Consider the following 23,540-nt stretch of genomic DNA (forward strand, 5'->3'; position numbering starts at 1 on the left):
TCTTTATTTATATGAACTCTTATTAAAATATATTCCAAAGTTGAATCTCATTGCATATCTTGGTTTAAAATTATTATCATAACTATAATAGTTTTCTGGAATCATATCTACATACATCCATTTTTTTATAAAGTGTCTATATTTTATCTGAGCACTATGTCTTTTTATTCTAAGGTTTGTATCAATATTATCAATATCAGTGTTAAAACTGTATGTTAAGTGGTTCTTAGCATCTAATATTTGTTTTAAATGTATTGATGGTAATACTTGACTATCTCTTCTTTCGCTTGAATGCCAATAATATTCTGTATATTGATGAAGAGAGTAATAATCATTAAATCTTTTACGTATTTCATAATAAGAAGTTGTTTCTAGTTTTTTAATTACTGATTGCTTTACATCTTGACCTATAATAAAATCAAAGCCTTTTACATCTTCCCATGTTTTTTTAGCACTTAACTTTAAAAATGGATCTAATTTTGATCTTAATTTTATTCCAACTTTTGTTTTTAGTTCTATATCTTTTTTCAAAGTTTCATAAGTAAGTCCTAAATTAAAATCATCATTTTTATTAGAAGTTCTTTTTTCTATATAATTTTTATTTTCATCTACTTCATCACTTTCAAAAACTAATCTGAATTTATCTTTTAGTTTTGGCAGTTTTAATTTAATTTTAACTTTTTGATCAAAATTAATACTCTCATGTTGATTTTGAAAGGCAGATAGTTCTATTAACCCATAGGCAGATGAGTACTCTTTCATATCGATTGGATCAGTATCATCTATATAATTATCTAAGCTATTAGACATACTTACTATATAATTATGAATACTTTTTCTATGATCATTTGTATCGGAAATAAATGTTTCTAAAAAAGATGGTTCTTCTTGAGCAAAAGCATTTATACTGTTTATAAGGATTAGGGGTAATAATAATTTTTTCATAATTAATTGTACATTATTATTAATTAATTAACCTACTTTTTGATTGAGTAATGCCTTTAAATTTAACTTATGACACATTTTAATTCCATATAAATAAATTATCCATGATATATAAATCCAGAAAAATGTAAATAATAATGTCGCAAGGGAGCCATAGATAGTTGTATATGTTTTATTATAAATTACATAATATATAAATAAGTTTTTTGTAAGAGATAGGCTTACTAATGTTACTAATGATGATATTAAGGCAGCTTTATTATCAATTTTTCTATTTACACTTAATTTAAATAAAGAGTAGAAGATTAACCATGAAAAGACATATGATATAAAAGTATCAAATATTGTGTTTTTATAAAATGACATTATAATATTAAGTGCTATAAATATTATAGGAATTAAAACTAAAAATACTGAATAAAAAATAAATGAAATATGTATAGATTTTCTTTTAGTTTTATGTATTTTATTTACAATATATTCATAATCTTTAAAAAACATAATAAATACAAAAAGCATATAAACAATTCCAAGTGTACCTAGTTGGTTTGAGTTTGATATATAGTTCTTTAGTGAGGTTATTATATCTTCTGAGTGTGTTGGATTAATAATATCAAAGATGTAAGATGTAAATATTTCTAAATAGCTGTCAAACTCTTGAAAGTTTGAGATTATTGCAATAAGAAGAGCAATAATTGGAAGAATTGAAAATATAGTAAAAAAGCTTAATGATGCTGCATAATATGTAGTATCATCATTAAAAAAAGAGTCTAAAAGATTTAGAGTTTTTTTTAATAAGCTTTTTTCACTATTATTTTCATTCATAATTTCATTATAATCCCATTTTATTTGGGTTTAAAATATTCTTTGGATCAAAAGCTTTTTTAATACTTCTAAATAGTTCCATTTCTGCTTCATTAAAAGCAATTGACATAAAAGGAGCTTTTGATGTTCCAATTCCATGCTCACCACTTAAAGTTCCACCCATATCAACAACTAGTTGGAATATTTCTTCAATTGCTTTATGACCATCTGCCATCTCTTTTTCATTATTCTTATCTTTAACCATTACGTTAACGTGAATATTTCCATCTCCTGCATGACCAAAACAAGGAACTTGGAATCCATACTTTTCACCAATTGCATAAATAGAAGCTAGTGCTTCTGGAAGTTTAGATCTTGGAACTGAAATATCTTCATTTAATTTTTTAGTTCCATATATTGTAACTGCTGGTGATGCATTTCTTCTTGCAAACCAAAGTTTATTTCCTTCTTCCTCATTTTGTGCAATTATAAAATCACTTGAACCGTTTTCTTCAAATGATTCTTTAAGTGTATTTAATTGGAATGTTACTTCATCTTCTAAGTTTCCATCAACATCACCAATTAAAATTGCACCTGCACTCTCAGGAAGATCTACATTTAATTTATCTCTTAAAGCTTTAATTACAAGAGCATCTAAAAATTCCATTGCAACTGGATTTGCACCTTTTGCAAGCGATTTAAATACTGCATTCATTGCATTTTCAACACTTGGAAAAATCCCCATATATGTTTTTTTATGTCTTGGTTTTGGAATTAGCTTTAAAGTAATTTCTGTAATTATTGCTAATGTTCCCTCACTTGCTATTAAAATTCCAGCTGTATTGTAACCTGCTACATCTTTAATAGTTTTTTTACCAGCTTTAATTATTTCACCATTTGGTAAAACAGCTCTTAATGCCATTACATAATCTTTTGTAATACCATATTTAGCAGCTCTCATACCACCAGCATTTTCAGATACATTTCCTCCTAATGTAGAGTAGTTTTCACTTGCTGGATCTGGTGGATAAAATAACCCAACGGCTTCAACAGCTTTTTGAAAGTCCATATTTATAAGACCTGGTTGAACAACACCAACCATATTTTCCATATCAATTTCAAGAAGTTTATCCATATGTCTTTCTAAAGATAGCGTAATCCCTCCATTTGCAGGAAGTGCTCCTCCTGTAAATCCAGAACCTGCTCCTCTTGGAACGATTACAATTTCATGTTCATTACAGTATTTTAAAATTTCTGAAATCTCTTGTTCATTTCTTGGAAAAACAACAGCATCAGGTTCAAATCTTGATTTTGTTGCATCATAACAATATGCAATTAGGTGAGCTTTATCACTTTTTACATTTTCATCTCCAACAATAGTTGTTATGAAATCTAAATGTTTTTGTTCTATCATTATTTTAATCCTAATATTTTTTTATAATATTGATCATATGTTAAGTTTTGTTTATCTGAAAATAGTTCTATATCTAAGTTAGATGTTTCTATATCTGTAACTCTTGTATAAAATGGCATTTCAGTTTTATTTTTATCATATGGTACTTTATAACTTGTTAGTATTTTTAAAGTTTTTGTATCTAATACATAAATATTTTGATCAGCTACTATAAAAATAGTTCCTATATTTTGTGAAATAGCATACTTTTGAATATATTTTTTCGTTAAATAAGGCATATTATCTTGTTTAAGTTTTGTTGCAAATATATCTGAGTGTAAAAAGTTGTTATATTTAAAGTTTGATCTAATAGTTTGAAATGTATCTAAATTAGGAGCAATTAAAAGAGATGCCGTATATAAATAGTTTAAAACTAAAATATCATTTTTTTCTACATTTCTATTTGATGTTGGAATTGCATCTTGCATTAAGTCGTTAAACTTTGAAAACTTAATAACAGATGTAGTTTTATTTGATTCTATAACTTCTGCATTTGCAACAATTAATCTTTTATCATTATCATAAATATGAATAACAACTCCACTTTGACCAATAATTAAATTACCAACATCTATTGTCGTTTTATTATCTTTTACATCAGTTACTTTTACACCAATAGCTTTATATGATAATCTTTTTTCTGAACTAATATTTTCTTCTACTTGAGTCTTTTTTGCAGTATCTTCACTTATTACTTTATCATTTGTAAGTAAATACTGATAGCTTAGACTATTTTGCTCTGAGTTTACTTGAATATCTAAAACATTCCAGCCCATCTCTTTCATTTGTTCTATAGAATATTTACCCTCACAAGCTCCACCATCTAAAGCTGTAGTTTCAATTGTAGATGGAGAACTCCAATCTTTTTTATAACAAACTGTAGTTTTTGCATTTGCAATTGTCATTGATAATAATGTTGTTACTGCAATTAGTAAAAGTTTATTCATTTTATAAGTCCTTAATTTGATTGTAATTCTTGAAGTTTTTCTTTAACTTCATTAACATGTAAAATTTCTATTTTTTCACCTTTTACAGTCTTTTTCTTTCTTACACTTACTTTTTCCCAAACAGCAGCAATTTTTCCATCAGGTGAGATAATAAAAGTACTTCTAACTACTCCCATATACTCTTTACCCATGAATTTTTTAAGTTGCCATACTCCATAATCTTCACAAATCTTTTTATCTTCATCTGCAAGTAATGTTATAGATAAATCATGTTTTTCAATAAATTTTCTATGTTTAGCAGTGTCATCAGGAGATACACCTAAAATAACCGCATCTAAATCATCAAATTCTAAATGTGATGTTGTAAAATCACAAGCTTGAGTAGTACACCCTGGTGTTAAATCTTTTGGATAAAAATATAATACAATCCATTTTCCATCTAAATCTCTTGAACAAATCTCTACATCATCTTGATTTGGTGCACAAAAATCTGGTGCTTTATTTCCTATTTCTAACATATAATTAAATCCTTTTACTTTCTATTTTATTGCAATAAATGTTGCAAAATTTACCCATTTAAAAATCGTCTCGCAATGTGAGAACCCTGCATCTAATATCATTTTTTTATTTTCTTCTTCTGTATATGGTATTAAAACATTTTCTAATGCTTCTCTTTTTTGAGATATTTCAAACTCAGAGTAACCTTGTGTTTTTTTAAATTCGTAATATTCATCTATACTTTGTTTGTTTAATTTTGAGTTTGAAGATATTACTTTTTCACTAAAAATAAATATTCCTTCATCTTTTAAGGAATCAAAAACTTTTTTAACTAATTTTTCTCTTTGAAGTGGTCTTATAAATTGTAATGTATAATTTGAGAGAATTAGTTTAGCATCACAATAGTTTACATCATGTAAATCTTTGTTAATCAACTCTATATCTACACCAAAAGCCTTAGCTTTTTTAGCTGCTCTATTTAACATAGCAGTAGAGTTATCAATACCAATTAGTTCTAAGTTATGTTCACAGTGTTTACTTAACTCTATTAAAGTTGAAGCTGTTGAACAACCTAAGTCATAAACTTTGTCATTCTCATCTAAAAAATTACATGCAAAATTTATTGATAATCTTTGCATCTCTTTGTAAAAAGGAACTGATCTATTTAACATATCATCAAATACTGAAGCTACTTCTTCATCGAATTCGAACTGTTTTATTATTGATTTTTCAAATACTTTATCTACCATAGTATTATTTTATCTAAATGCTTATTAATAAGTATTTATAGTTTTATTTTTTATTTATGAAATACTCTTTTGCTTCTTTTATATCAAATAAAATTTGTTCTTTTAACTCTTCGAAAGAATCAAATTTTTTATTATCTCTTAGCTTTTCATAAAATTTTATTTGTATTTCATAATCATCATTAATTATATTTTCATCAAAAATATGTGTTTCAATTGCATAAGAACCATCAGTTGTAACTCTATGTCCTAAAAATGTTATAGAGTTGTATTCTATATCATTTAATATAGTTTTACTAATATAAACACCTGCTTGTGGCAATAAAAAATCTTCTACATTTAAGTTTATAGTAGGAACAAAATTTTTTGCACCTAAACCTTGACCTTTTATCTGAGTTCCATATATTTTATACTCTTTATTTAAAAGTTTATTAGCAGTTTTTAAATCGCCATTTGAAATATATTCTCTTATTGTTCTTGAGTGAACTGGAATATTATCGATTTTATACTCTTCAATTACTATTACATTACCTTCAAATATATCTTTTAACTCTTGAATACAATAGCCTCTATTTTTACCAAAGCAAAAATCAAAACCTACTACAATTTTTTTAAGTTTTGGATACTCTTTTTTTAAAAGTTCAATAAACTTATTGCCTGCAAGATGTTTTATCTCATCTAGAACATAATAATAAATTGGATGTTTTGAATACTCTTGTCTATATTTTTTTGGTGTTAATGTCGCATATCCAGATTCAATAGATAAAATCGCGCCATTACTATCTAACTGTTTAAACAATTCTTGATGAGCTGCGTGCATTCCATCAAAACCACCAATTGCTAAAGATGTTATTGTATTTTTATTTACTAAAGTAGAAAAGTTCTTCTTCATTTCCATCTTTTCCTTGTAATTTACTCATTGAAGAGTATTTTAATTTCCAATTTAATTGCTCTGTATATGCAATAAATTTTTCTTTAGCTTTACCTATTGCTTTTTTGTCTTTAACTACACCTTTTTTATCTCTTTTTACATTTGTTCCAACTTCAAATTGGGGTTTAAAAAGAATAATAATATCTTTTGAAGATAATCTATTTATATCTTCAATAATATATAAAATTGATATAAAAGATACATCGCAAGTAACTACATCAAATATTTCATCTGAAACGAAATCTCTAATATCTGTGTTTTCAAAAAAAGAGATTTTATCTTCATTTTTTATCTTTTCATGTAGTTGATTTGAACCTACATCAACACATGTTACTTTTTTTGCATTATTAAGTAGTAATATTTGTGTAAATCCACCTGTACTACTTCCAATATCTAGTGTATTTTTATCTAATATTGATAACTTTTGAACTTCACTTAACTCTTCTAAAAAATATTTTAACTTATATGCCGCACGGCTTACAAAAAAGTCATCTTCAAGTATTTTTATTTCTGATGTTTCATTAATATCAAAAGAGCTTTTTTTTACTATTTTTCCATCAATTTGTATTTTGCCTGCTTTAATTAATTCAGCGGCTTTATTTCTACTTTGTATATCATAATGTATTGTTAAATATTGGTCTAATCTCATTTTGGCATTATAGTTAAATCTTTATCAAGACTACTTTATATATACTTCTATTATACTACTTATTGGGAAATATATTGAAATACCTTCAAAATGAATTTGAAAGCTGCTATGAAGAGAAAAAATCAAAATTTATTGCATTTTTTATGCCTTATGATAAATTTAATGATGTAATGAAAAGATTAAAAGAAGAGCATCCAAAAGCAAGACATTTTGTTTATGCCTATAGATATTTAAATGAATTTGATCAAATAGTAGAAAATTGTAGTGATGATGGAGAACCTAGAGGAACTTCTGGAAAACCCTCTTTAGCTGTGTTATCTGGTGCACAGATTATTAATAGTGCAGTTATAATTGTACGATATTTTGGAGGAGTAAAGCTAGGAACTGGTGGTTTAGTTCGAGCATACTCTTCTAGTGTAAATGAAGTAATAAATATAAGTGAATTATTTGAATACAAAAAACTAGAAACTGCAAAATTAAAATGTGATTATAGTGAACTTTCTAAACTTGAGTATCTTCTAAAACAAGAAAATATAACTATAAAATCAAAAGATTTTTTAGAAGAAATCATTGTTAATATTGAACTTTCAGAAAAAGAATTAAAAGACTTACTTCTTAAACTACCTCGAAATATTATTTTACAGTAAACATTTATATTAATTTCATTATAATAATTCATAAAATTATTTTATAAATATATCGGAGTTATTATATGAAACTAAAAAAAGTCTTTTTGCTAATTGTTTTACTAGGATTTTATTTACAAGCAGATGAAAAAATAAATATAAACTTCAAAGAACTAGATATTATGGAGTTAGTAAAAATAACATCAAAAATTTTAAATAAAAATATATTAATAACTCAAGATATAAAAGGCAAAGTTGATTATATTTCTAATAATGATGTATCAAAAGATGAGTTAGTAAAGATATTAATCTTCGTTCTAGAATCAAAAGGTTATACATTAATCAATAATGAAAATATATTAAGAATAGTAAAACTAAATGAAAGTACTAAAAATAATGTTCCTATTGTTAATTCTAAACTAAATGTAAAACAAAATTATAATCAAATGGCAACTGAAATCTTTAAAGTAAATAATGTAAATGCAGATTACATAGCTTCTAAAGTGAAACACTTAATCTCAAAAAATGCGAAACTTGTAACTAATATAGATTCAAATACCTTAGCTCTAACAGATTTTAGAAACAATATTATAACGGTAAAGAAAGTAATAAAGATAATGACTCAAGGAGCAAAAAGATATTTAGAGATTATAGAACTTCACAATATCCAAGCAATCGAAGCTAAGAAAAATATTGATGCTATTGCAAAATCTATGTTTAATGAAAAAATTCAAACAGAAAAGACTAATATTATTGTAAATAAAGAGAGTAATTCTCTTGTAATTATTGGAAATAAAACAAATACTAATTATTTAAAAAAATATATACAGAAAATTGATTCAAAAGACTCTTTATTAAAAAGAGTTGTTGAAGTAATTGCTTTAAAAAATGTGGAAGCAAAAAATGTAATAAAAATATTAGATGATATTATCTCTAAAAAGAAATATATAGATCCAAATGCAAAACCTTTATCTTCTGTTGATGAAGAATCAAACTCTATAGTTATTATGGGACTTTTAAATGAAATAAATTATATAAAAGCATTAATTGAAAAACTTGATAAAGAGAAAGCACAAGTTTATGTGCAAGCTAAAATAATTGAAGTAAGTGATAGCTTACTTGATCAAGTGGGAATAAAGTATGGAATATTTGGTGGAAACTCTGGTAAAAATGGTTTAAGTACTTTTGCTTCAAACTTAAATGGTGGAAGTGCAATTTCTTTTAATCCAAGTGATATAGGTTTAGTAATTCCAACTATTGCATCAGGTTTAGCACTAGGCGCATCAATTAGTCTTTTAAATCAAGATGGTGCTTTAGATATAGTATCAGAACCTTCAATTTTAGCAATAAATAATAAAGAAAGTTCAATATATGTAGGCGAAACAATATCTGTAAAAACATCTTCAAGTGTAACAGATGGAGGTACTACAAAAGAAAATTTTAAAAGAGAGGATGTTGGTTTAACTTTAAAAGTAAAACCACGAGTTTCAAATGATAATAAAGTAACTTTAGAAATAAATACAATTCTTGAAGATGTAAAAACTACCGCAACAAATAGTGGAAATGCTGATACTACAAAAAAAGAGATACAAACTACAGCAATTGTAAAAAATGGTGAATCTGTAATCCTTGGAGGCTTAATTGAAGATAAGGAAGAATCCACAGAAGATAAAGTACCAGGTGTTAGTGAGGTTCCAATAGTTGGAAAATTATTTACACATAATAAAGGAAATATAAGAAAACGAAGTTTAGTAATAATAGTAACTCCATACATAATACCAAAATCAAAAGATTTAACCTATGTTAGAAATAAACTATCGCAATTAAAACTTTTGGAAGATAAGTATTTAAAAGATTCACTAATAAGATTAAAAGAAAAACAAATAAAAGATATAAAAAATAAAAAGGCTTATGACTTAAAGATAAAAGCTTTAGATGAAGATTACATAAAATTAAAAGATGAAGAAAATAAAGATGTGCAACTCAATAATCAAAGTGAACATGAAAAAAGAGTTGCTGAAATATTAGGATATTAAGTATTAGTTTAACTTGTTACATACTTCATGAGTTCATCATTTAAGTGTAAAGAAGCAATTGTATTTTTGGGATTTTTTGCATTTAATACTTTGTTACAATCTGCACATAATATTATGATATTTTCAAAGTTATAACCACCACCTTTTGCAATATCTTTAGCAAAAGTTGTGTATACATCTTCAAGTTTTATTTCTGTCCCACATCTATTACATTTATTTTTATCTCTTCTCCATGCTAATTCTCGTCTTTCTTGCCAATCAATTGGTGTTTTAGGGTTTGAAAAAGATCTCTCTTCATAAGTAGTCCAAAGCTTTTCTCTAGGAATCCCTTTTTGAGTGTTCTTTTCATATGCATAATAATAAAATTGACTTACTATATCTTCTGCTATTAAAGTTTGTCTTATTCTAATATCTTTTTCATCTTTTGTTTTTTCTATTATAGAGTAGTCAAAAATCATTTTAGGATATTTTTGCATATGAGCTTTTAAATCTTGAATAAAAAATTCTAAAGGACCAGTTTTATAAACAAAAGGAAAAACTTTTTGTCTATAAATATAAAGAGGTATTAAGCAAGCGACTAATAAACTAGAAAAAAGTACAAAGGAATAATCTAAAATCACTTTTTTTAATCCTTAAATAATTTCAGGGTTAATTTGATGCTTAACTAATGTTTCATTAGCAAGTTTATGTTCACCATTTGCTAATTTTTGTAATTCATTTACATGAATTACTGGTAAAATTACTTCTCTTCCTGAACATTTTTCTAAAGCTTTTCTATTGTAATCAAAAAGATAAAAATCATCATCATTATCAACTAGTAAAAAATCAGCATTATTATCAAATGCATCTAATAATATAGTAGTTGCAACACAATAGGTAATTTCTTGATTTTTATTAAATGTATTTCTTGCTAAATCTAGTTTTAAACTATCTAGCTTTAAAATTTTTGCATCTAATCTTTCTAATAAAGAGTTTGTTTGCTCACTTTTATTAGCTGGATAATATGCAATATTAAAATCTTTAAAATTATGTTTAATTTCTGTTTCATCTTGGAGATTTCCAAAATCAATTATTAGAGTATTTTTAATTCTAAAGTTTCTTTCTTCCTCTTTATTTAATAGACCAAGCTTTTTTTGAATACTAATAATCTTTTCTTCAATTGAAGAATCAAAGTTAAATATTCTTTTTTCTAAACTTGTATGATATGAAGCTCCGATCTCTTGCTCTTTTAAAATATTAAGTATTGCTTCTTCATTTTCTTTATTTGCTTGAATTAAATCTGCTGCTAAAAGTAAAACTGAATCTCCAATATATTCACTTTTATGATTTAGTGTATTAGATGCATAGTAATACTGCTTTAAATCTTGATAATTTCTTTTATCTTCTTGTGATATGAAGTCATCTAAAATATTTAATTTATCATTGAAATCATTTTCATTAATTATTAAGTCATTGCAAGCACGTCTTACTGATATAGGTTCAATTGTTAAATCTTTTCCAAAGTTTTTAACTAAGTCTTCAATTTTTGTTGATGTTTTTAAATATATTGAATTTACGACTAAATTAAAGTTTTCATCATTTTCATATCCGAAAGGATTTTCATTATTGATAGTATTTAAAATATCTAATAGTGTAATTTCATTAGTAATTTTTAAAAAATGCTTAGTGTAAAATGGTAAATAATCGGAGTTTTTGTCAAATTTGAATAAAGAGATTTCTAGTTTCATATTAATAGTTTCACCTTTGTAATGTGTATAATTGTTATGATTTTATTTAATTTATACTTAAAAAAATGATAAGTTATGAATTTTTAACCTATCATTTTAAATGCTGTGCTATTCAGTAAACCTTTTTACATCAGCACCAATTTTTGTAAGTTTCCCCTCAAGGTCTTCATAACCTCTATCAAGGTGATAAATTCTATGAATACTTGTTTCACCTTTTGCAACAAGAGCAGCAAGTACAAGTGCAGATGAAGCTCTTAAATCTGTAGCCATTACATCTGTACCATTTAGTGTTCCACTTTTTCCATTTATTGTTGCTGTATTACCATTTAAATGAATATCTGCACCTAATCTTAATAATTCACTAACATGCATAAATCTATTTTCAAATAATCTTTCATCAATAGTACTTGTTCCATTTGCTTGAGTTGCTAGCGCCATAAACTGTGCTTGCATATCTGTAGGAAATCCTGGATATTCTGTTGTTATAATATTCACAGGCTTAATTTCATCTGTAGGAAGAATAGTTACACTTGTTTCATCTTGTAGTACTTCAAAATTCATCTCTTCAAGTTTAGAAGTAATAGCATCTAAGTGTAAAGGAATAACGTTATTAATTTTAATTTTTTGGTTTGTAATTGCTGCTGCACACATATAAGTACCAGCTTCAATTCTATCTGGAATTACATCGAAATCTTTTATTTCTAAAAGTTCTTTATTTGTTCCTGTAATTTTAAGTGTTGATGTACCAATTCCCTCTATTTGAACTCCTGCACTTGCAATTACTTCACAAAGTTGAACTATCTCAGGTTCTTTTGCTGCATTTACAATAGTTGTAACACCAGAAGCTAAAGCTGCTGCCATAACAATATTTTCTGTTCCACCAACAGTTACTTTATCAAATACAATTTTTGCACCCTTTAAGCCCTCAGGTGCAGTAGCTTCAATATATCCATGATTAATTACAATTTTTGCACCCATAGCTTCTAATGCTTTTAAGTGTAAATCAACAGGTCTTTGACCTATTGCACAACCACCTGGAAGTGAAACTTCACAATGTCCAAATCTAGCTAATATTGGCCCTAAAACTAAGATAGAAGCTCTCATTGTTTTTACAATATCGTAAGTGGCTGTTGTATTATTAATTAAAGAAGTACATATTTTTGCAGTATTCCCTTCTTTAGTAAAAGTTCCACCAAGTTTAGCAATAAGCTTTAAAAATGTATTGATATCAACTACATTTGGTAAGTTACCCATTTTGATTTCATTTTTTGCTAAAATTGTACATGCAATTAAAGGTAATGCAGCATTTTTTGCACCTGAGATGTCAACAACTCCAGAAAGTTTATTTTCTCCAAGAATTTTTAAATATTCCATATTATTCCTACTATAAATATATTGTTATTTTATATAAAGTAGATATTTTATCTAAAGTATGCTTTAAAGAATAAAACTAATAATCTTTCTTTAATATATATAGGAATACAATTGCGATTTTAATTTAGGAATTATAATGGATAATCAAGTAATACAGGGTGCTAAATATATGTTATTTGCTTCTTTGCTTTTTGCTTTTATGGGAGCTGTTGCAAAAGAGTTAAGTGACTCAATGAGTTCTATAGAAGTAGTTTTCTTTAGAAACGTATTTGGCGTTTTTTTAATTTTAATATCAATTTATAGAAAACCTTTATCTCAAGTTGGAGGTAAATTTTGGTTACTTGTTTTTAGAGGAATGGCTGGTTTTATAGCTTTATTATTTTTCTTTTATAACATTGCCCAAATTCCACTTGCTGAAGCTATGACTTTTTCTAAAACATCTACAATTTTTTCAGCAATATTTGCATATTTATTTGTACAAGAAAAATTAGGGATAAAAGGTTGGTTAGGTGTTTTTGTGGGTTTCATAGGAATATTATTTATGACAGGCTTTAATCCTGATAATTTAGAAAAAACAGATTATTTAGGAATTCTTTGTGGAGTAGGAGCTGGATTAGCATATACATCAATTAGGGAACTTCGAAAGTTTTATGATTCAAGAGCAATTGTATTATCTTTTATGACAATAGGAACAATAGGACCTTTAATATTATTAATAATTGGTTCTTTTTATCAAAATCCTAATTTAGATTTTCTTTTTGCAAAGTTTGTAATGCCACAGCCTAATGATTGGTATTACATTATTTTATTAGGTGTTTTTGCCACTATGGCACAAATTTATATGACAAAAGCTTATTCATGTGCAAAAGCAGGGATTATTGGAACAATCTCTTATTCAAATATCATTTTTTCAATTATTTTAGGAGTTATTTTAGGTGACGCATTTCCTGATATTTGGATTTCTTTTGGTATACTACTTATAGTTTTAAGTGGGCTTTTAGTATCAAGTAAAAAAAGCTAATAAGGAAAATTATGGATTTAGAATTAAGTACTATAGAGTGGATTTTATTTGCTATTGTGATTTTTGCATGGTATGTTTATGATAAATATGTTCAAAGAGATCATCAATTATTAGTAAATTATCCAATAATAGGTAGACTTAGATTTGTTTTAGAAGAAGCTAGAGAGCCTTTTAGGCAATATTTTGGTGATGAGAAATTTTACGAATCAAAAGATAAATTAGATTGGGTTTATAAAGCAGCTAGTGATGTTCCTAATTATGCATCTTTTTCTCCTTCTCAGCCTTTACCTAATCCAAAATTTATGATTAAACATGCAAATATTGTATTAAATGATGATGAGGTTGATAAAGATTTTGAAGTAACATTTGGTAAAAATAGAAAAAAACCATATACAGCAAAATCAATTATTGCAAGATCTGCAATGAGTGATGGTTCTATTTCACCTGAAGGTACAAGGGCTTTTGTTCGAGGTGCACATATGGGTGGTTTTCCTATTAATTCAGGTGAAGGTGGTGTTACATCTAACTTCTTTATTACACATCAAGAGTATAAACCTGAGTATATGAAGATTGTCCATGGAACTGGTTTTGCAAAAAAAGTAAAAGATGTAGTAAACTTTTTATTCAATGGAGCAATGGCAGCAGATGCTTATAGAGCTATGGTTTTTGGAAAAGATAAAGAAGCTGAAACTTATGTTTTTGACTTAAAATCACAATTGTTTCATAGAATAAATTGGGATGCTCCAATAGAAAACTTTCCTAAAGAAGTTCCAGAAGATATGGCTGATATTATTTTACAATTAAGTTCAGGTCTTTATGGTGCAAGAGATAAAGAAGGAAATTTTGATCCTGATCGATATGAAAAAACGATGAGATTTTGTAAAATGACTGAAATTAAAATTGCTCAAGGCGCAAAACAAACAGGTGGTAAACTTGCCGCTCATAAAGTAACTCCTGCAATTGCTTATTATAGAAATGTAGAAGCTTATAAAGATGTTTTCTCACCAAATAGATTCCCTTATGCAAATTCAATAGAAGAGTTATTTGATTTTATTGGAACACTACAAAGAATATCAGATAAACCCGTGGGTATTAAAATAGTAATTTCAGATATGGAAAATATTGAACCATATGCAATTGAAATAAAAAGAAGAATTGATGCAGGAGATGATAGATATCCTGATTTTATCTCTATTGATGGAGGTTCAGGAGGAAGTGCTACTGCCCCTATTGAAATGATGGAGAGAGTTGGATTAAGTATCCGAGACTCTATTTATTTAGTTGATAAAGTATTACTTGATTATGGTATTAGAGATGAAGTAAAATTAGTAGCTAGTGGTAAAATATTAACTCCTGATGACATAATTGTAATTATGTCTTTAGGTGCTGATTTTATTCAAATTGCACGTGGTTTTATGATGAGTGCAGGATGTATACGTGCACGATATTGTTCAGGTACAACTAGTCATGTTTGTCCAGTTGGACTTGCAACTCAAGATAAAAGTAAAAGAAAAAAATATTTTGTATATAAACAGGCTAAAAAAGTAAGAAATTATCATAATAATTTATTAAAGAGTGTTAAGGGAATGCTTGCAATTATGGGCTTAAAAAATATCAATCAATTAAATAAAAATAGAATAATATTTATTGATAAAAATTCAAAAATTCATGATGATATTGATAAAGTATTTGAAAGAAGACACGATATTAAAAAAGATAAAAAAGACAAAAGAGGAGAAATACAATGAATTTAGATAAGGTAATATCTGGATTTTTTATTATTCTAGCAATGACTATAAACTTTGGATTTTTTTATGGAGATATGCACTCTTTAGAAGCACATAGTAAATATGAGTTATTTGCTGCAATTATCATAAATATAATAGCAACAACACTAAAGTTAGGTGATAAAACTCAAATGGGTTCTGTTCTTTTAGCAACTTCACTTGTTGCTGATATTCAACTAATTGCTGCTGCTATTGTTTGGACAGTTGCTGCATATGTATTTGTTGTAGATGCTGAGATAATGGGAATAATTGTTTCTTTATCAGGTGGAGCATTATTAGCAAATATTGTATCAGTTGCATTATATGTAGGTGATACTTTAAAGTCTAAAAGATAAAATAGGTTAAATTTTGGAAAATAGCTCATTATTCATAATATTACATAGAATGAGAATGCCATTTTTGGTGATTATCATAACTTATACAATTTCAATTATTGGCTTACTTTTAATTGAAGGAGTTGATGAGCAAGGTAATCCTTATCATATGGGAATATTTGATGCTTTTTATTTTGTATCATATATGGCTACTACTATTGGTTTTGGAGAGGCTCCTTTTGAGTTTAATTACTCTCAAAGAATTTGGGTTACTTTTTCTATTTATTTAACTGTACTTGGCTGGTTTTATGGAATTGGTTCTTTAGTTTCACTACTTCAAGATAAGCTTTTTTTACAAGAGATTGAACGTGCAAAATTTACTAGACAAATTAAAAATCTAAAAGAAAATTTTATTATCATTCTTGGATATAATCAAATTACAAGTGAAATAATCAAAAAATCTTTACAGCAAGGTATAAGAACGGTTGTACTTGAAAAAGATAAGAATAAAATCAATCATCTTATTTTAGAGAGTTTCACTCCTACTGTTCCGGTTTTATATTCTGAAAATTATAGTTTAAAAGCTTTAGAGTTAGCTGGAATAAAAAAATATAATTGTAAGGCAATTGTCTCTTTATTTGAAGATGATGCTTTAAACTTAAAAATTTCATTAATTGCAAGATTGTTAAATAAGCATGTAAAGATTGCAGCAAAATCAACAACTACAAATCATAGTGAGAACTTAAAAGATTTAGATGTTGAAATAATTGCTAATCCTTTCTCAATAATCTCATCTGAAGTAAATATGGCATTCGTTGCACCAAATTTATTAAAGCTTGAAAAATGGCTATATAGAATTGATAATTTAAGTGCTACCCTTCCTTCTTTCCCTAATGGAAAATATATTATTTGTGGTTATGGAAGAATGGGAAGAAAGATTTATGAGAAATTAAAAAAGAATAATATTAAAGCTCAGTTAGTTGAAATAGATAAGAATAATATAAATAGATTTTCAAAAGATGAAATTGAACATATTAATTTTGGAGATGCTGATGATAAAGAAATTTTATTAGAAATTGGTATTAAGGATTCTGTTGCAATTATTGCTGCAACTAATGATGATACTACAAATTTGTCTATACTTGCAACTGCAAAAAAATTAAATCCTGAAATTATGACAATAGTTCGAGAAAATGAAATGGAAGATTTTTCTATTTTTAATAATGCTAATATTGACCATATTTTTATGCCTTCAAAAATTCTAATTAATAAAACTGCGAATGCTTTGATAAATCCACTTTCAGATAAATTTATTCGATTAATTTTAAAAAAAGATGAGAACTGGGCTTCAAAAGTAGTAAGAAAATTAGTACAAGAAATAAATGAAAATCCAATACTTGTAGAGTTTAGTATAAATGAAAAATACACTCCTGAGATATATAGACATTTAGATGAAGGTAATTCCTTAACATTAGATATTTTAGCTACATCTTTACATAATAAAGAACAGAGAAATAATGTGCTACCATTATTATTACAAAGAGAAGATGAAGTTACTCTTCTGCCTGTATTTGAACACAATTTGAAAATAGGTGATAAAATTTTATTTGCTTGTGATGAACATGCAAAAGATGATATAGAATATATTTGTCAAAATATATATGAGTTTCATTATGCTTTGACAGGTGAAGAAAAACAAACAATTTTTAAAGGAAAAAAATGAAGATATTAACAGGACCATGTGTTTTAGAAGATAGAGACACTGTAATGAGAATTGCTGAAAAATTAATCCCATTAAGTGAAGATAAAAGAGTAGAATTTTATTTTAAAGCTTCATTTGATAAAGCAAATAGAACTAGTTTAGATTCATATAGAGGACCTGGATTAGAAGAGGGTTTAAAACTTTTTCAAGAAATAAAAGAACAGTTTGGTTATAAGCTTGTAACAGATATTCATGAATCTTGCCAAGCAAAACCTGCTGGTGAGGTATTAGATATCTTACAAATACCAGCATTTTTATGTAGACAAACTGATTTATTAGTTGAAGCTGCAAAAACTAACTGTACTATTAATATTAAAAAAGGACAGTTTTTAGCAGCTGGAAGTATGAAACATCCAGTTGAAAAAGTTCTTAAAACTAGAGGAATTAATGAAGTTAATTATAAATCTTCAAATGATAATGGTGTTTGGCTTTGTGAAAGAGGAAATGTATTTGGATATGGCGCTTTAGTAGTTGATATGAAAAACTTAATTGCTATGAGAGAATATGCTCCTGTAATTTTTGATGCAACTCACTCAGCACAAGTACCAAGTACAGGAGGAACAACTGGAGGTAACTCAGCTGTTGTTCCAAGCTTAGCAAAAGCTGCTTGTTCAGTTGGTGTTGATGGCTTCTTTTTTGAAACACATACAGACCCAAGTGTTGCTTTAAGTGATGGTCCTAATATGGTTCAAGTAGATGAGTTATATAAAGTAATTGAGGATTTATTTGCTATTCAAAATGCATTAAATTACAAATAAACTTTCACTAATATTTAAACAAATAAAAGGACTTTTTGTCCTTTTATAAACTACTAAAAAAATCTTTTCCTTAAAACTAATCAAACTTTAGATATAATCGCAAAATATAAATAAATATAATAAGTAATTTTTTTGTTATTACTTATTCTTTTGGAGAAAAAAATGAATATTATTGAAGGTAATTTAAGTCTTAAAGGTAATGAAAAAATTGCTATTATAAATGGCAGATTTAATCATATTATTACAGATAGATTAGTTGAAGGTGCTCAAGATGCATTTAAAAGACATGGTGGAAATGTAGATAATTTAGAGTTAATCTTAGTACCAGGTGCTTTTGAAATTCCTTTTGCTTTAGATAAAGCATTAGCAAGTGGAAAATATGATGCAATTTGTTGTGTTGGTGCAGTTATTCGTGGAGCAACACCACATTTTGATTATATCTCAGCAGAAGCTACAAAAGGTATTGCAACGGTTGCTTTAAAATATGGTAAACCTGTATCAAATGGTGTTTTAACTACTGATACAATTGAACAATCAATTGAAAGAGCAGGTTCTAAAGTTGGAAATAAAGGTGCTGAAGCTATGGTTACAATCATTGAGATGTTAGACCTTTATTCAGAAATGGAGAAATAATTTGGCAACTAGAACACAAGCACGTGAATCTGTAATTGGTCTTTTATATGCTTACGACTTAGGTAATGAAGGTATTGTTAAATATGTTGATGAGATTTTAGAAGATAAAAAAATCAGAAATAAACAAAAAGAGTTTGCTTTAAATCTTTTTAATGGTGTGATTAATAATATTGTAAAAATTGATGAAGAGATTGTTTCTCACTTAAATCAAGGTATTTTATCTGATATTGGTTCTGTTGAAAAATCTATTTTAAGATTAGCAGTTTATGAAATTCAATATGAAGAACTTGAAAAAGCTATTATTATTAATGAAGCAATCGAGTTAGCAAAAAAATTAGCAAGTGATGGTGCTCCAAAGTTTATGAATGGATTACTAGACAAAGTTGAAAAGATTAAATAATGAATAATGCAATGAAACTTTGTGTATCTTTAGATTTACCAACAGCAAAAGAAAATCTTGAACTTGTCCAAGCAATTAAAGATTATGATGTTTGGTTAAAAGTTGGATTTAGATCTTACATAAGAGATGGAAAAAAGTTTTTAGAAGATATAAAAGCTATAAATCCAAACTTTAAAATATTTTTAGATTTAAAACTTTATGATATTCCTAATACTATGGCAGATGCAGCAGAAGAGATTGCAAAATTTGGTATTGTTGATATGTTTAATGTTCATGCAAGTGCTGGTGTAAAAGCTATGAGCACTGTTATGAATAGAATTAAAGACATTCCAAATAAACCTCTTGTATTAGCTGTAACAGCTCTTACATCTTTTGATAATGACTCTTTTAAAGCAATTTATAATGAAGATATTTCTTCAAAAGCTACACAGTTTGCAAAAGATACTCATAATTCAGGAATTGATGGTGTGGTTTGTTCTGCTTTTGAAAGCTTAGATATTAAAAATAATACTTCAGATGAATTTATCACATTATGTCCTGGAATTAGACCTTTTGGTGAGGATGCTGGGGATCAGCAAAGAGTTGCTGATATTCCTTTTGCTAAAGAGAATAAAGTTGACTTTATTGTTGTAGGACGTCCTATTTACAAAGCTTCTAATCCTAGTGAAGTTGTAGAAAAAATATTATCAAATATATAGAAAATTAAGCTTTTACTGTTTGATTTCTACCTTGATCTTTTGCTTTATAAAGTAAAAGATCTGCTCTTTTTATAAAGCTATCTAAACTCTCTTTCTTTTTATACTCTGTACATCCAATACTTACTGTAATTTTTAAATCTGTATTTTCTATACTAATTAAAGATATCTCTTTTCTTATTCTTTCTGCAAGAGTATATGCACTTTCTTTATTTGAATTAGATAACATAATTAAAAACTCTTCTCCTCCATATCTTGAAATTAAATCAGATTCTCTAGAGTTTCTACTTAATATTTTTGCTATTTCTTTTATTGTTAAATCTCCAATATGATGGCCGTATGTATCATTTACATCTTTAAAAAAATCTATATCTAAAAGTAATAAAGAAGTGAAATGATTATATCTATTTGCAATACTAAGTAGTTTCTTAGATTCGATTCTCATAGCACGTCTATTTAAAAGAGATGTTAAAGAGTCTTTATTTGCGAGGTTTTCTACTTTTTTATTTAAAATTAGTAAATAGCACAGCATATATATAATAAATAAAATAAATATTAATAACAATATTTGAAATATAGAAGTTTTTAATATCGTTATAATTTTTTCTTCAATATTTTCAATATAAACAAGTTTAATTGTATCATCAAAAATTGACAATTCAAAAGTAGAATTACCTCTTTTTAAAACAGAATTTATTTCAAACTCTTTATTACTAGCAAGAATTTCATTATCTTGATTAACTAAGTAAATAGAGCCTACTAAATCATCCTTTTCCATCATACTATTTAGTGTTTTAAGACCAATATCAATTGATAATACGCCCATAAACTTCTCATTATTCATAATAGGTAAAGATAATGTAGTTAAATAACCTTTTCCTGCAGCATCATCATATAGTTTAGTTAGAATTAACTCAATTCCTGGATTATTACTAGGAATAGCCTCTGTCCAAAACTCTTTTTTGTAAATATTTGTTAAAAACTCTTTTTTGAAGATTTTGTTTGTTGGGGCTAAATATAAAAACTTTTTTGCTGATGTATAATAAACCCATTGAATATTATGCTTTGAGTTTAAAATCGTTTTAAATAAGGGTTTTAAATACAAAACAGAATGTAGTTCAGCAACAGTATCTAAGTCAATTTCATCAAGTTTACCAATACCACTTAAAGATGATTCTATACCATCTAATACACATAAAATATTATAAGTAGTATTTTCTTCTTTTATTTCATTGTAAGCTGGATGGTTTAATTCATTTATTTGTAAGTTATTGCTTAATACATCTTTTAATGAATATATAAATGCTTTATTTATTGAAAAATACTCATTAATATATTTTGCTTTATTTGTAAGTTTTTGAAGTTTATTATTATTAAAATTATTTTCTTCTTTTTGATAAATGTAGTTTAATCCTAAAAAAAAATAGAATTAATAAAAGAATGAATATATTATAAAGTTTAAATATATTTTTCAAATTTGATCCTTAACTATCTATTAAAATTATACTACTTTCTTCATTTATTATATATTTAATTTAAAAGATTTTTTTTAAGTATGTTTTAAGTGATTTACTATTATAATTCCCATCCAAATTTCATGATATATGAAACTTGTAAATACGGACAGTTGGGTGAGTGGCTGAAACCACATCCCTGCTAAGGATGCATACTGGCAACGGTATCGAGGGTTCAAATCCCTCACTGTCCGCCACTTTAACCAGGGTCTATAGCTCAGCTGGTTAGAGCACTCGGCTCATAACCGAGTGGTCGAAGGTTCGAGTCCTTCTAGACCCACCACTATAATGTATGCGGGAATAGCTCAGTTGGCTAGAGCCTCTGCCTTCCAAGCAGATTGTCGCGAGTTCGAGTCTCGTTTCCCGCTCCATTATCTAAATAGAAGTAGTAATACTATTTAGGTTGATTTTTTATTACTATAGTGTGCGGGAATAGCTCAGTTGGCTAGAGCCTCTGCCTTCCAAGCAGATTGTCGCGAGTTCGAGTCTCGTTTCCCGCTCCACTTTTTAAATTATTTTGTTAACGCGGAATAGAGCAGCACGGTAGCTCGTCGGGCTCATAACCCGAAGGTCACAGGTTCAAATCCTGTTTCCGCAACCAATTTAGCCATGTGTCAAGGTAGCTCAGCTGGCTAGAGCGCTGGTCTCATAAGCCGGAGGTCGAGGGTTCGAGTCCCTCTCTTGACACCACTTTTAATTTCACAAGAGTGATTTTAAAACAAAAATTTTATTGTTGCTGGTGTAGCTCAGCTTGGCTAGAGCAGCTGATTTGTAATCAGCAGGTCGGGGGTTCAAGTCCCTTCACCAGCTCCATTAATTTTTTATTATTACAAACTTATCGAACTTAGTTCTTGGGGTATCGCCAAGTGGTAAGGCAACGGCTTTTGGTGCCGTCATTCGAAGGTTCGAATCCTTCTACCCCATCCACTTACAATTTAAACAATCAAAACTTTTATTTCAATTTTATAATTATCCAGCAAATAGTGTTACAAACTTTCCATAAATCCATCCAGATTTACATTGACCTGAATATTTTTGCCTTTTTGGAATAGTTCCTCCTACTCCACAATTCTTTCCATAGACAACTCCTTCCCATTTTCCTTTTGTATCACAAAGCCATACGTTATTGCCGTTATAAAGTTTATCAATCATTTTGTATTTAGAATCTGGTCCTTTTCTTACAGCTAGAAAACCATCTCCATTAACTTTTAATCCTTTTATAATGCCAGTACCACCACATGCATCAAAATCAGAATCTCCTCCAACCATTACAGGAACACTCTTTTCTGCAAATAAACTACTTCCTAATACCAGCAATCCAATAACTATTTTTTTTCTCATAAAATCTCCTTTACTTATTTCATAAATCATCTTTTAAAGAATTTTCTTGATTTTTACTCAAAAGAATATCATATAATGGTGATGTATATATTAATATAGTAGTTTGAATATTTACTTTATCAGACATTATTTTTAAGTATACGGTATTATTGTCAAAGGCAAGAAATGCTTCTTTATTAGGATGATTATCAACAGCATTAAATTCATTATCAGTCGACATAGATGACGGAGCCCCATATTTTTTTACTAAACCTTTACTTAATCCTTCAATTATATCTATTGATGGTTCGATAACAAATCTTAAAAATTTATCATTTATAAAAAAAGCTGCAGCATTAGTTGTTTTTCCACCAAACTTAAAATCTGTACAGGCTATTCCTTTTACTCCAATTTGACCTGGATTAAAAGTGTTAAAACTACATATTTTACTAGCTATAACTTTTTCTTTACTAATACCAAATTTTAAATCTTTATATCCTTCAACAGCAAAAGATTGAATTCCTATCATAGATAATAGTATAATTGCAAAAATTGTTTTAAAGTTTTTTGATGATTTCATGATAATTCCTTTTTTATTAT

24 protein-coding genes and 8 tRNA genes are annotated in these 23,540 nt (G+C 27.3%); 18 read left to right on the plus strand and 14 right to left on the minus strand.

Going from position 1 to position 23,540, the window contains the following annotated elements; translation table 11 throughout:
- Window positions 1–3: 3 nt before the first annotated feature.
- The 8 genes from GBG18_RS12730 to tlyA are packed head-to-tail and all read right to left on the minus strand — an operon-like array spanning window position 4 to window position 6,973.
- Window positions 4–945, minus strand: coding sequence for a hypothetical protein (locus GBG18_RS12730; RefSeq protein WP_152191620.1), 942 nt, complete (start codon window positions 943–945; stop codon window positions 4–6).
- Window positions 946–972: 27 nt separating this feature from the next.
- Entirely contained in the window at window positions 973–1,770 is a 798-nt protein-coding gene (locus tag GBG18_RS12735) for a YihY family inner membrane protein (RefSeq protein WP_152191622.1), read from the minus strand.
- 7 nt (window positions 1,771–1,777) lie between these two features.
- Window positions 1,778–3,163 (minus strand): FAD-binding oxidoreductase, encoded by a 1,386-nt coding sequence (locus GBG18_RS12740; protein ID WP_152191624.1) that lies wholly within the window; start codon window positions 3,161–3,163, stop codon window positions 1,778–1,780.
- Window positions 3,163–4,149 carry a plasminogen-binding N-terminal domain-containing protein gene (locus tag GBG18_RS12745; RefSeq protein ID WP_152191626.1) on the minus strand — a complete coding sequence of 329 codons (987 nt, stop codon included), beginning with the start codon at window positions 4,147–4,149 and terminating at the stop codon, window positions 3,163–3,165. The genes GBG18_RS12740 and GBG18_RS12745 overlap by 1 nt, the downstream gene beginning before the upstream one ends.
- An 11-nt stretch (window positions 4,150–4,160) precedes the next feature.
- Entirely contained in the window at window positions 4,161–4,667 is a 507-nt protein-coding gene (gene bcp / locus GBG18_RS12750) for a thioredoxin-dependent thiol peroxidase (protein WP_152191628.1), read from the minus strand.
- 21 nt (window positions 4,668–4,688) lie between these two features.
- The gene (gene cmoA / locus GBG18_RS12755; RefSeq protein ID WP_152191630.1) at window positions 4,689–5,396 is read right to left on the minus strand and encodes a carboxy-S-adenosyl-L-methionine synthase CmoA; all 708 of its coding nucleotides are present in this window, start codon (window positions 5,394–5,396) and stop codon (window positions 4,689–4,691) included.
- Between the two features lie 43 nt (window positions 5,397–5,439).
- A complete protein-coding gene (locus GBG18_RS12760; RefSeq protein ID WP_152191631.1) occupies window positions 5,440–6,285 on the minus strand; it encodes a bifunctional riboflavin kinase/FAD synthetase in 846 nt (281 codons plus the stop codon).
- Window positions 6,254–6,973: a 23S rRNA (cytidine-2'-O)-methyltransferase TlyA gene (gene tlyA, locus GBG18_RS12765; protein WP_152191633.1), complete on the minus strand. Its 720-nt coding sequence runs from the start codon at window positions 6,971–6,973 to the stop codon at window positions 6,254–6,256. The genes GBG18_RS12760 and tlyA overlap by 32 nt, the downstream gene beginning before the upstream one ends.
- Window positions 6,974–7,047: 74 nt before the next feature.
- Here tlyA and GBG18_RS12770 point away from each other — a divergent pair, with 74 nt between their 5' ends.
- Window positions 7,048–7,620 (plus strand): YigZ family protein, encoded by a 573-nt coding sequence (locus GBG18_RS12770; protein ID WP_152191634.1) that lies wholly within the window; start codon window positions 7,048–7,050, stop codon window positions 7,618–7,620.
- A 65-nt stretch (window positions 7,621–7,685) separates the two neighbouring features.
- Window positions 7,686–9,635 (plus strand): secretin GspD/PilQ domain-containing protein, encoded by a 1,950-nt coding sequence (locus GBG18_RS12775; RefSeq protein ID WP_152191636.1) that lies wholly within the window; start codon window positions 7,686–7,688, stop codon window positions 9,633–9,635.
- 8 nt (window positions 9,636–9,643) lie between these two features.
- On the opposite strand, the gene GBG18_RS12780 is transcribed toward GBG18_RS12775, so the two are convergent.
- The 3 genes from GBG18_RS12780 to murA form a co-directional block, all read right to left on the minus strand.
- Entirely contained in the window at window positions 9,644–10,255 is a 612-nt protein-coding gene (locus tag GBG18_RS12780) for an HNH endonuclease (protein ID WP_152191638.1), read from the minus strand.
- 12 nt (window positions 10,256–10,267) lie between these two features.
- Window positions 10,268–11,362 carry a DUF5644 domain-containing protein gene (locus GBG18_RS12785; RefSeq protein ID WP_152191640.1) on the minus strand — a complete coding sequence of 365 codons (1,095 nt, stop codon included), beginning with the start codon at window positions 11,360–11,362 and terminating at the stop codon, window positions 10,268–10,270.
- Between the two features lie 108 nt (window positions 11,363–11,470).
- Window positions 11,471–12,736: a UDP-N-acetylglucosamine 1-carboxyvinyltransferase gene (murA, locus tag GBG18_RS12790; RefSeq protein WP_152191641.1), complete on the minus strand. Its 1,266-nt coding sequence runs from the start codon at window positions 12,734–12,736 to the stop codon at window positions 11,471–11,473.
- 136 nt (window positions 12,737–12,872) lie between these two features.
- On the opposite strand from murA, the gene GBG18_RS12795 reads away from it, so the two are divergent.
- The 8 genes from GBG18_RS12795 to pyrF all read left to right on the plus strand — a co-directional run bounded on the left by GBG18_RS12795 (window position 12,873) and on the right by pyrF (window position 20,109).
- Window positions 12,873–13,757: a DMT family transporter gene (locus tag GBG18_RS12795; RefSeq protein WP_152191643.1), complete on the plus strand. Its 885-nt coding sequence runs from the start codon at window positions 12,873–12,875 to the stop codon at window positions 13,755–13,757.
- Between the two features lie 11 nt (window positions 13,758–13,768).
- The gene (locus tag GBG18_RS12800) at window positions 13,769–15,505 is read left to right on the plus strand and encodes an FMN-binding glutamate synthase family protein (RefSeq protein ID WP_152191645.1); all 1,737 of its coding nucleotides are present in this window, start codon (window positions 13,769–13,771) and stop codon (window positions 15,503–15,505) included.
- Complete coding sequence (locus tag GBG18_RS12805) at window positions 15,502–15,879, plus strand: DUF6394 family protein (protein ID WP_152191647.1); 378 nt, start codon at window positions 15,502–15,504, stop codon at window positions 15,877–15,879. Before GBG18_RS12800 ends, GBG18_RS12805 begins: the two co-directional genes overlap by 4 nt.
- A 13-nt stretch (window positions 15,880–15,892) precedes the next feature.
- Window positions 15,893–17,581, plus strand: coding sequence for an NAD-binding protein (locus GBG18_RS12810; protein WP_152191648.1), 1,689 nt, complete (start codon window positions 15,893–15,895; stop codon window positions 17,579–17,581).
- On the plus strand, window positions 17,578–18,378 hold the full coding sequence (kdsA, locus tag GBG18_RS12815; RefSeq protein ID WP_152191650.1) for a 3-deoxy-8-phosphooctulonate synthase: 801 nt from the start codon (window positions 17,578–17,580) through the stop codon (window positions 18,376–18,378). Before GBG18_RS12810 ends, kdsA begins: the two co-directional genes overlap by 4 nt.
- Before the next feature lie 162 nt (window positions 18,379–18,540).
- Entirely contained in the window at window positions 18,541–19,011 is a 471-nt protein-coding gene (gene ribH / locus GBG18_RS12820) for a 6,7-dimethyl-8-ribityllumazine synthase (RefSeq protein ID WP_152191652.1), read from the plus strand.
- Window position 19,012: 1 nt separating this feature from the next.
- Window positions 19,013–19,411, plus strand: a complete 399-nt coding sequence (gene nusB / locus GBG18_RS12825) for a transcription antitermination factor NusB (RefSeq protein WP_152191654.1) — start codon at window positions 19,013–19,015, stop codon at window positions 19,409–19,411.
- Window positions 19,411–20,109 (plus strand): orotidine-5'-phosphate decarboxylase, encoded by a 699-nt coding sequence (gene pyrF, locus GBG18_RS12830; protein ID WP_152191656.1) that lies wholly within the window; start codon window positions 19,411–19,413, stop codon window positions 20,107–20,109. Before nusB ends, pyrF begins: the two co-directional genes overlap by 1 nt.
- Window positions 20,110–20,113: 4 nt before the next feature.
- Here the strand turns inward: pyrF and GBG18_RS12835 are convergent, their stop codons facing one another.
- Entirely contained in the window at window positions 20,114–21,211 is a 1,098-nt protein-coding gene (locus GBG18_RS12835; protein WP_152191658.1) for a sensor domain-containing diguanylate cyclase, read from the minus strand.
- A 516-nt stretch (window positions 21,212–21,727) separates the two neighbouring features.
- Here GBG18_RS12835 and GBG18_RS12840 point away from each other — a divergent pair.
- The 8 genes from GBG18_RS12840 (at window position 21,728) to GBG18_RS12875 (ending at window position 22,547) form a co-directional block, all read left to right on the plus strand.
- A tRNA-Ser gene (locus GBG18_RS12840) sits at window positions 21,728–21,817 on the plus strand.
- A 9-nt stretch (window positions 21,818–21,826) separates the two neighbouring features.
- Window positions 21,827–21,903: transfer RNA gene (locus GBG18_RS12845), tRNA-Ile, on the plus strand.
- An 11-nt stretch (window positions 21,904–21,914) separates the two neighbouring features.
- Window positions 21,915–21,991: transfer RNA gene (locus tag GBG18_RS12850), tRNA-Gly, on the plus strand.
- 55 nt (window positions 21,992–22,046) lie between these two features.
- Window positions 22,047–22,123, plus strand: a tRNA-Gly gene (locus tag GBG18_RS12855).
- Between the two features lie 21 nt (window positions 22,124–22,144).
- A tRNA-Met gene (locus GBG18_RS12860) sits at window positions 22,145–22,221 on the plus strand.
- A 12-nt stretch (window positions 22,222–22,233) separates the two neighbouring features.
- Window positions 22,234–22,310 (plus strand) — tRNA-Met (locus tag GBG18_RS12865).
- Window positions 22,311–22,355: 45 nt separating this feature from the next.
- A tRNA-Thr gene (locus GBG18_RS12870) sits at window positions 22,356–22,433 on the plus strand.
- A 39-nt stretch (window positions 22,434–22,472) separates the two neighbouring features.
- Window positions 22,473–22,547, plus strand: a tRNA-Gln gene (locus GBG18_RS12875).
- Window positions 22,548–22,589: 42 nt separating this feature from the next.
- Here GBG18_RS12875 and GBG18_RS12880 read toward each other — a convergent pair.
- Together GBG18_RS12880 and GBG18_RS12885 are read right to left on the minus strand one after the other, a co-directional pair.
- Complete coding sequence (locus GBG18_RS12880) at window positions 22,590–22,961, minus strand: SH3 domain-containing protein (protein ID WP_226898708.1); 372 nt, start codon at window positions 22,959–22,961, stop codon at window positions 22,590–22,592.
- 19 nt (window positions 22,962–22,980) lie between these two features.
- Window positions 22,981–23,520, minus strand: coding sequence for an HI_1492 family protein (locus tag GBG18_RS12885; RefSeq protein WP_152191659.1), 540 nt, complete (start codon window positions 23,518–23,520; stop codon window positions 22,981–22,983).
- Between the last annotated feature and the right edge of the window lie 20 nt (window positions 23,521–23,540).

The organism is Poseidonibacter ostreae (assembly GCF_009208075.1).
Classification (GTDB): domain Bacteria; phylum Campylobacterota; class Campylobacteria; order Campylobacterales; family Arcobacteraceae; genus Poseidonibacter; species Poseidonibacter ostreae.